Source organism: Micromonospora sp. C51 (assembly GCF_018070435.1).
In the GTDB taxonomy this organism is placed as follows: Bacteria; Actinomycetota; Actinomycetes; order Mycobacteriales; family Micromonosporaceae; genus Micromonospora; species Micromonospora sediminimaris.
In genome coordinates this window covers 23727-37018 of sequence record NZ_JAGPXQ010000051.1, presented here as the reverse complement: position 1 = coordinate 37018, position 13292 = coordinate 23727, and the positions used below count along the sequence as shown (strand labels likewise).

The following is a 13292-nucleotide window of genomic DNA, read 5'->3' as shown; positions in this document are numbered from 1 at the left end:
GGGGAGTTGGGGGTGGGGGAGGAGGCGGCGGAGGGTGGTGATGTCGGCGGCGTGACCCTCGTGGCGTTCGGTGGGGGTCTCGACGAGGATCGGGACACCGGCGGTGGCGGGGTGACGCATCAGCTCGGCGAAGGCGGGCTCGCCGATCATGCCCTTGCCGATGTTCTCGTGCCGGTCCCGGGTGGAACCGCACAGGTCCTTCGAGTCGTTCGCGTGTATCAGCCGGAGCCGGTCCGCCCCCACGGTGCTCACCAGAGCGTCAAGCGTCGCGGTCATCCCGCCCTCGGCGGCCAGGTCGTGCCCGGCCGCCCAGGCGTGGCAGGTGTCGAAGCAGACCCCGAGCTGCGGATGCCGGTCGACCGCGTCGAGGTACGGGCCGAGCTGCTCCACCCGGCAGGCCAGTGACCGGCCGCCGCCGGCGCTCGGCTCGACCAGCAGCATCGGGCCGCCCGTGTCGGCGGCCGAGTCGAGCAGCGGCAGCAGCGACTCGCGTACCTGCCGCATGGCCGCGTCGGCGTACCCGGCGTCCACCGCACTGCCGGCGTGGAAGACCACCCCGCGCGCGCCGATCGCGGCACCTCGGCGCAGCGCGTGCGCCAGGCTCTGGGTCGACCGCTCGACCGTTGCCTCGGTCGGTGAACCGAGGTTGACCAGTAGCGACGCGTGGATGTAGACGGCGACGCCGCGTTCGGCGCAGCCGTTCCGGAACAGCGCGTCCTGCACCGGATCGCCAGCCGGCATCGCCCAGCCCCGGGAGTTGCCGACGTAGACCTGCGCCACCTCGGAGCCGGCCGCGTCGAGGTACGGCAGCGCCGCCTTGGCCAGCCCTCCCGAGGCGGGCGTGTGCGATCCGATCGGCCGGTACCCGGCATCCGGCACCGGCATCAGAAGCACCCGATGGTGATCTGGGTCCCCGGCGCGACCTGGGCGTTCTCGTTCGGGTTCTGGAACCGGGTGACGGCGTTCGGGTTGAACTGCACCGCCACCGGGAAGCCCTGGCTCTCCAGCACCTGCTTGGCCTGCTGGCAGGGCAGGTCGACGACGCGCGGCACGGTCACCAGCGGCGGACCCTCGCTGACCTCCAGCCGGATCTGGGCACCCTTCTCCACGCCGCCGCCAGCGGCCGGGCTCTGCCCGATCACCTCGTCACGCGGCTTGTCGGACTCCTTGCGCGTCGGCTCCACCAGCACCAGTCCGAGCTGCGCGATCTGGTTACGGGCGTCGTTGAGGTTCTTGCCGACCAGGTTCGGCACGGTGATCGGGGCCCGGCCCTTGCTGAGGATGACGGTGATCTCGTCGCCCGGCTTGACCTCCTCGCCCGCCTTGGGGTCGGTGGCCACCACGATGCCCTCCGGCAGGCTGTCGTCGTACCGGGCGGTGCCCTTGGCCACCTCGAGCTGGGCGCTGAGCAGGTCGGCCTCGGCCAGCGCGAACTCCTTGCCGACCACGTCCGGCAGCTCGAAGCGCTCCGGCCCGAGCGACAGGGTGAGGGTGATGGTGCCGCCCTTGACGATCCGCGCGGACGAGGCGGGGTCCTGGCTGAGCACGCCGTCGCGGGGGATCTGGTCGTCGTACCGAGGGTCGGCGTAGACCACCTCGAAGCCGGCCTGGGATGCCTGTGCCTCCGCCTCGGCCTTGGTCATGCTCACCAGCTGTGGCGCGGTGGTGTACCGACCGACGCCGAACCACCAACCACCGAGCGCGGCCACCAGCCCGAGCACCACGACGACGGCCGCGACGGCGAGACGTCCGCCGCCCTGGCCGGTCAGCCGGGCGCCCAGCCCGGCCAGTCGGGTACGCAGATCGTCACCGCCGCTCGGCGTCGCGCGACGCCGACCGCGAGCGGGCGGACCATCTTCCGGCAGGCGGGCCCAGGTCGGTCGCTCGGCCGGACGTACGGGCGCGACCATCATCGTCGGTTGCGACACGGCCGGGCCGTCGGTCACCGGAGCGATCAGAGCGGTGTGGCTGTTCGGACTACCCAGCCCGTCCCGGGCGACCTGCACCTCGGAAAGCAGTGTGCCGGCATCGGCGGGACGGGCCGCCGGGTCGCGACGGGTGGCGCGGGCGACCAGGTCGTCGAGCACCCTCGGCAGGCCGGGCACCAGCATCGACGGTGCGGGGACGTCCCGGTCGACGTGCTGCCAGGCGATGTCGATCGGCCGGTCACCGTCGTACGGAACCCGGCCGGTGAGCATCTCGAACAGCACGATGCCCGTGGAGTAGACGTCGGTGCGGGCGTCGGCCCGGCCGTCGGTCACCAGCTCCGGGGCGACGTACGCCACGGTGGCCATCAACTGGTTTCCGCTGTCGTGGTCGGTGCTCGCCTCGACGGCCCGGGCCAGTCCGAAGTCGGTCACCTTGACCACACTGTCGACGAGGTTGGCCGGACCGGCGCTGGGCGCCTCCGCGACCAGCACGTTCTCCGGTTTCACATCGCGGTGCACCAGGCCGACCCGGTGGGCGGCGCCGATGGCCGCGAGCATCTGCTCGGTGATGGCCAGCGCCTCGTCCGGGTTGAGCCGCCGCCGCTCGGCCAGCACCTCGCGCAGGGTACGGCCGCGGACGTACTCCATGACCAGGTAGGGCCGCCCGGCGTGGGTGCCCTGGTCGTAGACCGCCACCACGTTGGGGTGGGTGAGCCGGGCGATGGTCTTGGCCTCGTCGGTGAACCGGTCGACGAAGCTGGGCCGGCCGGCCTGGCCGGGCGTTCCCTGGGCGGAGTGGATGATCTTGACAGCGACGGTGCGTTCGAGCCGCTCGTCGGTGGCGGTGTACACGGTCGCCATGCCGCCACGGGCCACGCGACCGCGAATGCGGTAGCGCCCGTCGATCAGCGAGCCCAGCAACGTGTCGGCGACCTGTGTGTCCATCAGCAGGCAGTCTATGTCTCGGGGGGACGAAGGTTGAACAGGATGCTACCGACAGGCTTTCCCGCATGGGTCCGGCGCGCGCGCAGGGTGACGATCGCCCCTGCTCAGGGTGGTTGCCGGGAGGCCGTTGACCGGGCCCGGGGGTGGCGTGGCAGGGTGTTGCGCGTGACCGATTCCGTACCCGCCGAGGGCGCCGCGCCCCTGGCCGGTCCCGCCGACCCGGCGGGCTGGCTGACCCTGCCGGACGTCGCCGAGCGGCTCGACCTGCCGATCAGCAAGGTCCACCAGATGATCCGGGACCGGGAGCTGGTCGCGGTCCGCCGCGACGGTGTCCGCCGGATCCCGGCCGACCTGGTGGCCAACCGGACCGTGCTCAAACACCTGCCGGGCGTGCTGACCCTGCTGGCCGACGCCGGCTACGACGACGAGGCCGCACTGCGCTGGCTCTACGAGCCCGACGACACGTTGGCCGATGGCACCCCCGCGTCCGCCCTCGGCGGCGATCAGGCCCGTGAGGTCAAGCGTCGCGCCCAGGCCCTGGGCTTCTGAGGGGAGTCAGTCGGCGCGGCGGGTGGCGGCGATGGCCAGGTCCACCAGCGCCTGCCGGGCCTCGGTGTCGAGGTCGACGGCGGTCAGCGCGGCGAGCGCCGCGTCGGTCAGGGTGACGATGCGCTGCTCGGTACGGGCCAGCGCGCCGGTGTCGACGATCAGTTCCCGCAGCCGAGCCACTCCGGTGGCGTCCAGCTCGCCATCGCCGAGGCCACCGAGCAGCAGCGCGCGACCGGTGTCATCGGCCACCTCCAGGGCCGCCGCCACCAGGTAGGTCCGCTTGCCCTCGCGCAGGTCGTCGCCGGCCGGCTTGCCGGTCTGCGCCGGGTCGCCGAAGACCCCCAGCACATCGTCACGCAACTGGAAAGCCTCACCCAACGGCAGGCCGTACGCCGAGTAGGCGATGCGTACGTCGGCGGGGGCGTCGGCCAACGCCGCGCCGATCAGCAGCGGCCGCTCCACGGTGTACTTGGCCGACTTGTACCGGGCGACCTTGCCGGCCCGTTCCAGCGAGGTGTCGCCGGTGGCCTGGGTCAGCACGTCGAGGTACTGCCCGATGGTGACCTCGGTGCGCATCTCGTCGAAGTCCGGTCGGGCGCGGGCCACCGTCCGGGGGTCGAGTCCGGCGGAGTGCAGCAGTTCGTCGGACCAGACCAGGCAGAGGTCGCCCAGCAGGATCGCCGCGGCGTCACCGAAGCCGTCCGGGTCGCCACCCCAGCCGGCTGAGCGGTGCCGGGTGGCGAACCGCCGGTGCACCGCGGGCTCACCCCGTCGGGTGTCCGAGCGGTCCATCAGGTCGTCGTGGATCAGGGCACTGGCCTGCACGAACTCGAGCGCGGCGAGGGCGGTCACCACCGGGTCGGTGTCCACCCCGCCGGCACCCCGGTAGCCCCAGTAGGCGAAGGCCGGCCGCAGCCGCTTGCCGCCACCCAGCACGAACGCCTCGATCGCCTCGGCGACCGGCACCAGGGCGTCGTCGACGTCGGTCATCCAGGCGCGACGGCCGGCGAGGAAGTCCGACAGCGCCTTGTCGACCCGTTGGCGCAGGCTGGCACGGTCGACGGGGGAGACGGGAGCAGCATGGGTCACGTCCCGACGCTAATGGGTCGGGGTACGCCGCGACGACCCACCCGCCCTCCGGCGCGTCGTGTTCGTCGCTGGTCGCGGCCGGGTCGGTCCGGCTGGCCCGGGGACGCGCCGTGCCGAGCGTGGCGACCCGCCGGGCCTGGATGCGCCGCCGGGCACCGCGAGGATCCGGACCAGCCAGCCGCGCCAGAAGCGTCCCGGCACGCGCACCCCTCGCTCCCAGCGGGAGATCTCGTGCCGGCTGAGCGTGAACACTCCGGCGGCGGCACAGAGCTCGGCGGCGAGCCGGGACTGGCTCCACCCTCGGGCGAGCCGTAACCGGGCCACCAGCGGGCCGAGGGAAGCCGGGGCGGGGCGGGCAGGGGTCAGCGGGGACGGGGACATCGATCCTCCGGCGGGTCGGCGGGGTGACGGGCCCGGCCCCACCTGATCAGGGCGACGCCGGCCCGCGCCGTCTGCTGCTGACCCCCGCGCGGCCCCCGGTGAGCTCTCGGCCCACCCGCGCAGTTCAGCAGGCTAATCCGGTGGTGCGACAGTTTCCCGCGCGCTGGCGGCGAACCTTCTACCCGTGCCAGGCGGGCCGATCCGCCCGCCGCTGTCCCCACCGCTGGGAAGCCGGTGGGGGCGTTCGGCCCGGCCCGCTAGAGTCGGTGCGTGGCGCTCGGTCTTCCCTCGGTCCTCCCGAATTCGCAACCGGCGATCGGAGAGCTGGTCCGCGACTGCCAGCCGACCTTCTCCTTCGAGTTCATGCCCCCGAAGACGGAGCAGGGCGAGCGGCAGTTGTGGCAGGCCATCCGCGAGCTGGAGCCCCTGCGTCCGTCCTTCGTGTCGATCACCTACGGTGCCGGCGGCTCGACCCGGGACACCACGGTCGCGGTCACCGAGCGCATCGCCACCGAGACCACCCTGCTGCCGATGGCCCACCTGACGGCGGTCAACCATTCCGTCGCCGAGTTGCGGCACGTGATCGGCCGGCTGGCCGGCGTCGGGGTGCGCAACGTGCTGGTGGTGCGCGGCGACCCGCCGGGCGATCCCACCGGCGAGTGGATCCCGCACCCTGACGGCGTGCACTACGCCGAGGACCTGGTCCGGCTGGTCCGTCACTCCGGTGACTTCAGCGTCGGCGTCGCCGCCTTCCCCTACCGGCATCCGCGCTCACCGGATGTCGACACCGACACCGAGCACTTCATCCGTAAGTGCCGGGCCGGCGCGGATTTCGCGATCACTCAGATGTTCTTCGACGCTGACGAGTATCTTCGGCTGCGGGACCGGGTGGCCGCCGCCGGCTGCGACACCCCGATCCTGGCCGGGGTGATGCCGGTGACCCGGATCGGCACCATCGAGCGCTCCGTGCAGCTGTCCGGGGCACCCTTCCCGCCCGCGCTGGCCGCGCGGTTCGAGCGGGTCGCCGACGATCCGGAGGCGGTCCGCCGGCTCGGCATCGAGCAGACCAGCGAGATGTGCCTCCGGTTGCTCGACGAGGGGGTCCCGGGGATCCACTTCATCACCTTCAACCGGTCCACCGCGACCCGGGAGATATGGCAGAACCTGCGGGTGGGCGCCGAGACGTGACACCCGGCGCGCGACACCTCGGCGCTGTCGCGACGGTTGAACCGTGGTGGGCAGACAGCTGAACTGGAACGATTACGCCACGGCGTGGGCCCGGCTGCACGGCGGGTTCGATCCCCGGGCCGCCACTCCCGTGGTGCGTGGCTGGCTGCGCTTCTCCTACCACATCGGGTTCCTGCTGGGCCGGCTACGGGTCGGCCCGACCGCGGTGACGGTGGCCGGGGTGCTGCTCTGTCTCTGCGTACCGCTGCTCGCGGTCCGACCGGGCGACGGGCCGTTCCTGGGCGCGCTGTTCGTGCTGCTCGCCTCGGTGGCCGACAGCGTCGACGGTGCGGTGGCCGTGGCCACCGGCCGCACCACCCGGCTCGGCTACGTCTACGACTCGCTGGCCGACCGGATCGGCGAGGCCGCCTGGCTGGTGGCGTTCTGGCTGGTCGGCGCGCCGGGGGCGCTTGTCGCCGCGGGTGGTGCGCTCTCCTGGCTGCACGAGTACGTCCGGGCCCGCGCGGTCGCCGCCGGCATGCGGGAGATCGGCGCGGTCACCGTGGGGGAGCGGCCGACCCGGGTCTGTGTGGCCGTGGCAGGGCTGCTGCTGGCCGGCCTGAGTGGACTGATCGAGGTGGACCTGGCCGCCGGCACCATCACCATGGCGACCGCGGTCTGGGTGCTGCTCGCCGCCTTCGGGCTGGGGCAGCTGCTCTCCGCGGTGCGTCGGGCACTTATCGACGCCGGCTGAGCTACCAGGCCGGGCCGACCGCGTCGGCGACGATCTGCGCGGAGAGGGTCACCATCGGCAGACCACCGCCGGGATGGCTGGAGCCGCCGACCAACCACAGTCCCCGGGCCGGTCCCCGGTTGGCCGGCCGGAGCAGGCCACCGGCCGTGCCGTAGATGGTGCCGCCCGGTGCGCCGGTGGCGGCGGCCAGATCGGCCGGGGTACGCACGTCGCGGAACACCAGCCGGTCGCGTACGTCCACACCGCGTTCGGCCAGCACGTCGAGGATCCGATCGGCGTACGCCTGGGCCAGCCCCGGCCGGCGCCAGTCGATCGCGCTCGGGGCGGTGCCCTGGCGGGCGGCGTTGACAAGCACGAACCACGCCTCGTGCCCGGCCGGGCGGACCGCCGGGTCGTTCGCCACGGTGACGAAGACCGTCGGGTCGGCGGCTGGGCGGGCCCGCATCCCCCGTCCCGGATCACCGAAGACCGCGTCGAACTCGGCGTCGTAGTCGGATGGGAAGAAGACGTTGTGGTGGGCCAGCCCGGAGTCGCCGCGTACGCCGAGCAGCAGCACGAACCCGGCCAGGCTGCGGTCGGTGAGCCCGGCCAGCCGGCGCGCGTCGGGCAGCAGATCACGGTAGACGCTCAGCGCGTCGACATTGGCCACCACCACGTCGGCCGGGACCGGGGTGGTCGAGTCGGCGACGCGTACCCCGTGCACCCGCCCGCCCACCGCGTCGATGCGGGTGACCGCGGTGCCGGTGCGTACCACCACCCCCAGGTCCAGGCAGCGGGACAGCAACGCGTCGGCGAGAGTGCCCAGCCCGCCGCGCAGGTACCAGCCGCCGAAGGCCAGCTCGGCGTAGGGGACCGCGACAAGCGCGGCGGGCGCCCGGCGCGGGTCGGCGCCGGTGTAGGTGGCGTACCGGTCCAGCAGCATCCGCAGTCGCGGGTCGGAGATCAGGCTGCGACCCAGCCCGCGCAGGCTCTGGCCGGGTCGGATCGCGGCCAGGTCGCCCAGCCGCCAGGCGAGCCGGGCCAGGTCGCGGGGCGAGTCGACCCGGCGGCGCAGAATGTCGCGCTCGGAAGCCCGCCACACCCGGGCGGCGCGCCGCCACAACCGCTGCCAGTCGCCGGCCGCCCGGTCGCCGAGGGCCACGCCGATCCGGTCGGTGAACTCGGTCGGGTCGGCGCAGGAGTCGAGCACCGGGCCGCCGCCGGGAAAGACGTGCCGCACGATCGGGTCCAGCGGCACCAGGTCGAGGTACTCGTCGAGCTTCGCCCCGGTCGCCTCGAACAGCTCGTGGAAGACCTCGGGCAGGGTGAGCAGGCTGGGGCCGGTGTCGAAGTGGAACGCGCCCTCGGGGGTGTCCCGGCTGTGCCGCCCCAGCTTGCCGCCGACCTCATCGGCGCGTTCCAGGACTGTCACCTGATGCCCGGTGACGGCCAGCCGGGCGGCGGCGGCCAGTCCACCCACGCCGGCGCCGATGACCACGATCCGCGCCATGCCGCGTCCTCCCAGGCTCTAACCCACCGGACGGCCACGCCAGGACAGGCGTCGCCGCTTGCGCAGATGGTACGACCGCAGGGTCAGCCAACCGAGGACCGCGACCGACACGGGATGGCCCAGCGCGTCGGGCCAGGCCCGGCCACCGGTGGCCCGGGCGCTGACCATCCGCCCGGCCACCCCCGCCAGGTAGGCGCCCACGGCGACCCCGGCCACCGTCGGCGCGCCGGCGAGCAACGCCGCGACGGCCACCAGCGGCGGTGCGGTGTAGAGCGCCAGCAGCACGGTCAGCACCACGGCCGCGGCGCTCGGGTTTCCGAACGAGGCCCACAACGACTTGGTGTAGCCGTCACGCAGTTGCGGCCAGTCCTCGTACATCCGGCAGCTGGCCAGCCGGGAGCCGTCGGCGAGGGCGATCCGGCCGCCGGCCCGCTTCACCGCCCGGCCCAGCTCGATGTCCTCCAGCACCTTGTCGGCTACCGCCGCGTGCCCGCCGGCCCGCAGGTAACCGGCCCGGTCGACGACCAGGAACTGCCCGCCGGCCGCGGCCAGCGACGGTCGCGGCGAACGCTCCATCGCCCGCAGCGGCAGGAAGGTCAGCCACAGCCACTGCAACAACGGCTGCACCAGCCGGTCGGCCACCGTCCGCACCACGATCCGTGGGTACGGCGACAGCAGCGTCGCCCCGGCGGCACGCAGTTCGGTGACCGCCGCCGCCACGGCGTACGGTTCGAGCACCACGTCGGCGTCGACGAAGACCAGTGCGCCGGCCGAGTCCTCGACCCGGGTGGCCAACTGCCAGCAGGCGTGCGGTTTGCCCAGCCAACCCGGCGGGGGGTTCACCCCGGTGAGCAGGGTGACCCGGGGGTCGTCGGCGACCACCGCGCGGACCACGTCGGCGGTGCCGTCGACCGAGCCGTCGTCGAGCACCACGACGCGCAGCCGGGGCACTCCCCGCTGGGCGAGCAGGGCACGCAGGCACGGGGTGACCCGGTCGGCCTCGTCGCGCAGCGGCAGCAGCACCGCCACCGGTTCGCTGAGCTCCACCGGCCGGTCGGTCGGCCGGCGCAGCCAGCGGTCCGCGTTGACCACGGTGTGCGCGGTCAGCACGGTGACACCGAGCAGCAGGAGCAGCGCGGCGATCATGCCGCCACGTCGACCGGGGCGCGAGGCGAACCGGTGGCCCGGTCGCGGGTCCGCCGGGCCCGCAGCAGGGTGACGGCCAGCGGTACGGCGACCACCGCCATGCCGGCCGCGCCCCACACCGCCGAGGCGGGCAGGTCGAGGAAGACGGCGTGGGCGAGCACGCTGGAGCCGTACGTCCACAGGTAGAGCGCGTACATCGGCTGGTCGCCGGTGCCGGTGGTGGCCACGCCGGGCCCGGCGAGCGGGCGCAGCGCGGTCATCATCAGCACCGCGAACAGCAGCCAGCCCAGGTAGTTGCTGACCGGGATGCCGGGCAACCCGGGCAGGGCCGGCGTGGCATCCCGCCACACCCAGTGCCCCTCGGCCACCATCTGCGGGTCGAGGAAGAGATCCCAGGCGGCCAACCCCACCGTGGCCAGCGCGATGCGACCGGGCCAGCGCCACCGACCGGAGGACCCGCCGGTGAGCCGGGTGGCCGCCAACCAGGCCGGCCAGGCCATCCAGGTCCAGGCCAGCGGGATGATCAGCGGTACTCCGGCCAGCTTCGGGCCGAGTTGGCCGGAGTAGTCGTAGCTGCCGAACGGGAAGCCGGTGGCCACGCCGAGCGCCTCGATGGCGAACCCGCCGCCGGTGGCCACCGCGACCAGCGCCGTCGCCGCCCGTGGCCCCCGGGTGACCAGGGCGTGACCGACCGAGAGCAGGTAGCCGAGCACGACGGTGGCCACGGTCAGCCGGGACCGGGCGACCCCGCCGGTCAGCGGGTAGCAGATCTGCGCCAGTACCAGCAGGGCCAGCAACGTCCAGGCGTAGCCGCGGGCCGGTGCACGTGCGGTCATGACCGCGTGGGCGGCGGGGTCGGCACCGACGGCGGTGGTGTCGGTCCCGGCGCGGGCAGCGGCAGATCCCGGCCGAGCACCCCGAACGGACGTTCGTCGCCGGGGAAACGGAAGTCGCGCAGCACGTCGACGAAGCCGAACCGGCGGTACAGCCGCCAGGCGCGCGAGGTCTGCTCGTCGGCCTCCGGAGTGGACAGCAGGGTGGTGGCGTTCTCGGCCATGGTGAGCAGGGCGCGCAGTTGCCCGGCGCCCAGCCCGTGCCCCTGAGCCGGTGGCCGTACGTGCAGCTCGACCACCTCGAAGCAGTCGGTCAGCCAGCGCCGCCGGGTGGGCTGGTCCAGTGCCCGCCAGACCTGGTCGTGCCACCACTGACCGGCGGCGCCGACGTAGCCGTACCCGAACCCGGCCAGGTGGCCGGAGCTGGTGAGGCTGGCCACGGCACGGAAGCCGGGCCGACGTACGTGGGTGGCGATGTAGCCGCGGCGGGCCTCCAGCAGGTCGGCGCGGTAACCCATCGCCTCGCCGTAGACGGCCACCACGTCGTCCAGCCGCCGGAGGAGATCGTCCGGTGTCCACCGCACCAACCTCATGCCCGTTCACCCTTCGCCGGGTCACCGTCGTCGGTGACCCACCCCAGTACCGTCCGGTCGCCGACCACGTCCCGCACCTCGAATCGGGCGAAGAGTTCCTCCGCGTACCACCGCTGGGTCTCCGTCCGGGTGATCGCGGCCCGGTGCTGCGGGTGACGGTACGCGAACGCCACGAGATCCGCCGGATCACGCCACACGCTCACCGTGCCCTGCCAGCCCAGGGGCGCCTCGCCGACGCCGAAGCGGGCCAGCAGCCCCGGTGCGGCGTGCAGGGCCGCGGCCACCGGCGGGACCGCCCGCCAGAAGGTGAGCGCCCGGGTCGGGCGTAGCCGCGCCCGGGTCAGCGCCAGCACCGGGCCGGTGACCCGGCCACCGGCGGGCGCACCGAACGGCCGCCGGCCGGACCACTCACCCCGGCTGGTCAACGGTCGCAGGTCGAGCCGGACGCCCGCGCGGGCGAGGCCGGACCAGGCCCGCGCCACCGGCGAGTCGGCGAACCGGGTGGCCGCGGCGGGGGAGTCCCAGACCGTCAGCGCCGCCCACCGGGTCAGGTCCGCGTCGCCGGGCCCGAAGCCGGTGCCGGTCCCGGTGCCGAGCAGCTTGCCGAACCGTACGCCGGGCAGGGCACGCAGCCGGCGCGGGTCGACCGCCATCCGGGTCAGCGCCCGGCCCACGGCGACCGGCGCGATCCGCCACACGTGCAGGGTGACCAGCTCGGGGACGCTCTCCGGGTGACTCACGCCGCCACCTCGCTGCGCCCGCCGCCGGCGCGAGGCACCACTGTGCTGTGCCTGATGGTTCGCTCGCTTCGCTCGTTCACGCCACGTCGGTCGGGGTCCCGCCGGTGACCCGGAGCAGTTCGGCGTACGTGGTGGGGAAGACCGCCTGCGGTACGCCGCCGGCGGCCCAGATCTCGTCGTACTTGTCCAGGGCGGTGTCGACAAGCGTGCGCAGCGGTTGCGGGTGACCCACCGGGGCTACCCCGCCGATCACCTGACCGGTGTGTTCCTTGACGAACTGCGGGGTGGCCCGGCGCAGCCGGGTGACGGCGAGCCGGGTGGCCAGCGCGGTGGTGTCCACCCGGTGCGCGCCGGAGGTGAGCACCAGCAGCGGGGCCCCGTCGGCGTCGAAGACGAGCGAGTTGGCGATGGCGCCGACGTCGACGCCGAGCGCCTCGGCAGCCGCGGCGGCGGTGTGCACGGCATCGGGCAGCAGGCGGACCGTGGCGGGCGCGTCGGAGCCGTTCCGGGCGTTCGCGGCATCGAGCGCGTCCTGCACCGCCCGGACGTTCGGGTGTGACTGCATGCCGCCATTCTTCCCGGTACGCGGACCGCCCGCGCCACCGGCCACGTCACCCGGGGAGTCGGCGCGCAGCGATCATCAGATCATCCCGGGTTGCCGCATCTCGCGGTATCCGGTGCCGGTCGAAGCCGCGAGTCGCGGCGTCCCGCGCGACGCTGCCGATCCGAGCGATGTTGCTGGCGCGTCACACGTTGCGTTTTCGTCGGCGGGAGGGTGTACTGTCAGCAGCAGTTAGAACGAGTGTTCGATTGCCTCGAACGTTCGTTCCAACCCCTCTCGGGGGCGGGTGTTTCGCGGCACCGGCTTCCGACAGGTGCGGTGCCGCGGACCGCACCTGGGCTCCGGGCAGTCGCGAGTCCGGGCCCGTCAGGCAGGCCGTCGTGCCCCGCCCACCGACCCCCGGGCGGCGGACGACGGACCCGCCGGTACGCCGGCCGGGTGTGGTGTGGGGAAGCTCCGCGCCCGGCCGGCCACCCACCTGGTGCGTCTTCCTCCGCACCGACCGTCGCGGGTTGCCGCGTCGACGGCTCCACTCCGTCGTGCGCCTGCCCGCCCCGGCTCATCTGGAGGAGACCATGCCGACCAGTCCGGCTCAGGCACCGACGGTGCCCGCGAACGTGCTGCCGCACCGTACTCCCGTCCAGTTGCTCGCGGTGGCCCGGCAGGGGCTCGCCGAGGCCGCCCGGACCGGCCCCGATGGCCTCCGGTATGCCGCCGCCCATCTCGCAGCCCTGCGTGCCGCCGCGGCGGTGCTCGCCGCCCGCGCCCGTCCCGCGCCCACCCGACGCCACCGGATCACCAGCGTCTGGGTCCTGCTCGCCAGTGTCGCCCCCGAGCTCGACGAGTGGGCCGGCTACTTCGCCCTCGGCGCCGGTAAACGAGCCGCCGCCGAGGCCGGTATTCCCCGGGTGGTGAGCGCCCGGGAGGCCGATGACCTGCTCCGCGCCGCCGAGGAGTTCGTGACGGTGGTGGAGGCGGCACTCGGCCTGGCGCACCAGCCGGCGATCGACGGTCTCGCCGCCTGAGCCGCGGCGGCCCGGCCCCGTTGGCGGGACCCTAGGGTGGCCGGACGCCGCCCCGCCACACACACGTTCTTTCTGATCCACGACAGCACCA

The 13292-nt window shown here is 73.9% G+C and carries 14 protein-coding genes; 4 read left to right on the top strand and 10 right to left on the bottom strand.

All coding sequences use genetic code 11. The annotated features are described in order from the left end of the window. Nucleotides 1-885: deoxyribonuclease IV (locus tag KBX50_RS29265; protein ID WP_210941094.1), on the bottom strand; the 885-nt coding region annotated here is incomplete at its 3' end. Then, on the bottom strand, nt 885-2873 hold the full coding sequence (pknB, locus tag KBX50_RS29260; protein ID WP_210941093.1) for a Stk1 family PASTA domain-containing Ser/Thr kinase: 1989 nt from the start codon (nt 2871-2873) through the stop codon (nt 885-887). The genes KBX50_RS29265 and pknB, both read right to left, overlap by 1 nt. Nucleotides 2874-3038: 165 nt before the next feature. Between pknB and KBX50_RS29255 the strand changes: the two genes are divergently transcribed. Next, the gene (locus KBX50_RS29255) at nt 3039-3422 is read left to right on the top strand and encodes an Rv2175c family DNA-binding protein (RefSeq protein WP_210941092.1); all 384 of its coding nucleotides are present in this window, start codon (nt 3039-3041) and stop codon (nt 3420-3422) included. Between the two features lie 6 nt (nt 3423-3428). Here KBX50_RS29255 and KBX50_RS29250 read toward each other — a convergent pair whose 3' ends face one another. After that, nucleotides 3429-4511 (bottom strand): polyprenyl synthetase family protein, encoded by a 1083-nt coding sequence (locus tag KBX50_RS29250; RefSeq protein WP_210941091.1) that lies wholly within the window; start codon nt 4509-4511, stop codon nt 3429-3431. A gap of 9 nt (nt 4512-4520) precedes the next feature. Next, nucleotides 4521-4892 carry a helix-turn-helix transcriptional regulator gene (locus tag KBX50_RS29245; RefSeq protein ID WP_210941090.1) on the bottom strand — a complete coding sequence of 124 codons (372 nt, stop codon included), beginning with the start codon at nt 4890-4892 and terminating at the stop codon, nt 4521-4523. Between the two features lie 270 nt (nt 4893-5162). On the opposite strand from KBX50_RS29245, the gene metF reads away from it, so the two are divergent. Then, nucleotides 5163-6080 carry a methylenetetrahydrofolate reductase [NAD(P)H] gene (metF, locus tag KBX50_RS29240; protein WP_210941089.1) on the top strand — a complete coding sequence of 306 codons (918 nt, stop codon included), beginning with the start codon at nt 5163-5165 and terminating at the stop codon, nt 6078-6080. A 43-nt stretch (nt 6081-6123) separates the two neighbouring features. Then, entirely contained in the window at nt 6124-6813 is a 690-nt protein-coding gene (locus KBX50_RS29235) for a CDP-alcohol phosphatidyltransferase family protein (RefSeq protein WP_210941088.1), read from the top strand. A gap of 1 nt (nt 6814) precedes the next feature. On the opposite strand, the gene KBX50_RS29230 is transcribed toward KBX50_RS29235, so the two are convergent. From KBX50_RS29230 to KBX50_RS29205, 6 genes are all read right to left on the bottom strand, one after another. Then, complete coding sequence (locus KBX50_RS29230) at nt 6815-8302, bottom strand: NAD(P)/FAD-dependent oxidoreductase (RefSeq protein WP_210941087.1); 1488 nt, start codon at nt 8300-8302, stop codon at nt 6815-6817. An 18-nt stretch (nt 8303-8320) separates the two neighbouring features. Next, nucleotides 8321-9448: a glycosyltransferase family 2 protein gene (locus KBX50_RS29225; RefSeq protein WP_210941086.1), complete on the bottom strand. Its 1128-nt coding sequence runs from the start codon at nt 9446-9448 to the stop codon at nt 8321-8323. Further along, on the bottom strand, nt 9445-10284 hold the full coding sequence (locus tag KBX50_RS29220) for a carotenoid biosynthesis protein (protein ID WP_210941085.1): 840 nt from the start codon (nt 10282-10284) through the stop codon (nt 9445-9447). Before KBX50_RS29220 ends, KBX50_RS29225 begins: the two co-directional genes overlap by 4 nt. Further along, nucleotides 10281-10874, bottom strand: coding sequence for a GNAT family N-acetyltransferase (locus tag KBX50_RS29215; RefSeq protein ID WP_210941084.1), 594 nt, complete (start codon nt 10872-10874; stop codon nt 10281-10283). Before KBX50_RS29215 ends, KBX50_RS29220 begins: the two co-directional genes overlap by 4 nt. After that, nucleotides 10871-11614 (bottom strand): monooxygenase, encoded by a 744-nt coding sequence (locus tag KBX50_RS29210; RefSeq protein WP_210941083.1) that lies wholly within the window; start codon nt 11612-11614, stop codon nt 10871-10873. The genes KBX50_RS29215 and KBX50_RS29210 overlap by 4 nt, the downstream gene beginning before the upstream one ends. A 76-nt stretch (nt 11615-11690) precedes the next feature. Then, nucleotides 11691-12179 (bottom strand): YbaK/EbsC family protein, encoded by a 489-nt coding sequence (locus KBX50_RS29205; protein WP_093401558.1) that lies wholly within the window; start codon nt 12177-12179, stop codon nt 11691-11693. A 572-nt stretch (nt 12180-12751) separates the two neighbouring features. On the opposite strand from KBX50_RS29205, the gene KBX50_RS29200 reads away from it, so the two are divergent. Then, entirely contained in the window at nt 12752-13201 is a 450-nt protein-coding gene (locus KBX50_RS29200; protein WP_210941096.1) for an SAV_6107 family HEPN domain-containing protein, read from the top strand. The last annotated feature ends 91 nt before the right edge of the window (nt 13202-13292 follow it).

Excerpts from the sequence above, each read along its gene's own strand:
- pknB (WP_210941093.1), bottom strand. The coding sequence starts at position 2,873 with ATGGACACACAGGTCGCCGACACGTTGCTGGGCTCGCTGATCGACGGG.
- KBX50_RS29245 (WP_210941090.1), bottom strand. The coding sequence starts at position 4,892 with ATGTCCCCGTCCCCGCTGACCCCTGCCCGCCCCGCCCCGGCTTCCCTC.
- KBX50_RS29230 (WP_210941087.1), bottom strand. The coding sequence starts at position 8,302 with ATGGCGCGGATCGTGGTCATCGGCGCCGGCGTGGGTGGACTGGCCGCC.
- KBX50_RS29225 (WP_210941086.1), bottom strand. The coding sequence starts at position 9,448 with ATGATCGCCGCGCTGCTCCTGCTGCTCGGTGTCACCGTGCTGACCGCG.
- KBX50_RS29220 (WP_210941085.1), bottom strand. The coding sequence starts at position 10,284 with ATGACCGCACGTGCACCGGCCCGCGGCTACGCCTGGACGTTGCTGGCC.
- KBX50_RS29215 (WP_210941084.1), bottom strand. The coding sequence starts at position 10,874 with ATGAGGTTGGTGCGGTGGACACCGGACGATCTCCTCCGGCGGCTGGAC.
- KBX50_RS29205 (WP_093401558.1), bottom strand. The coding sequence starts at position 12,179 with ATGCAGTCACACCCGAACGTCCGGGCGGTGCAGGACGCGCTCGATGCC.
- KBX50_RS29200 (WP_210941096.1), top strand. The coding sequence starts at position 12,752 with ATGCCGACCAGTCCGGCTCAGGCACCGACGGTGCCCGCGAACGTGCTG.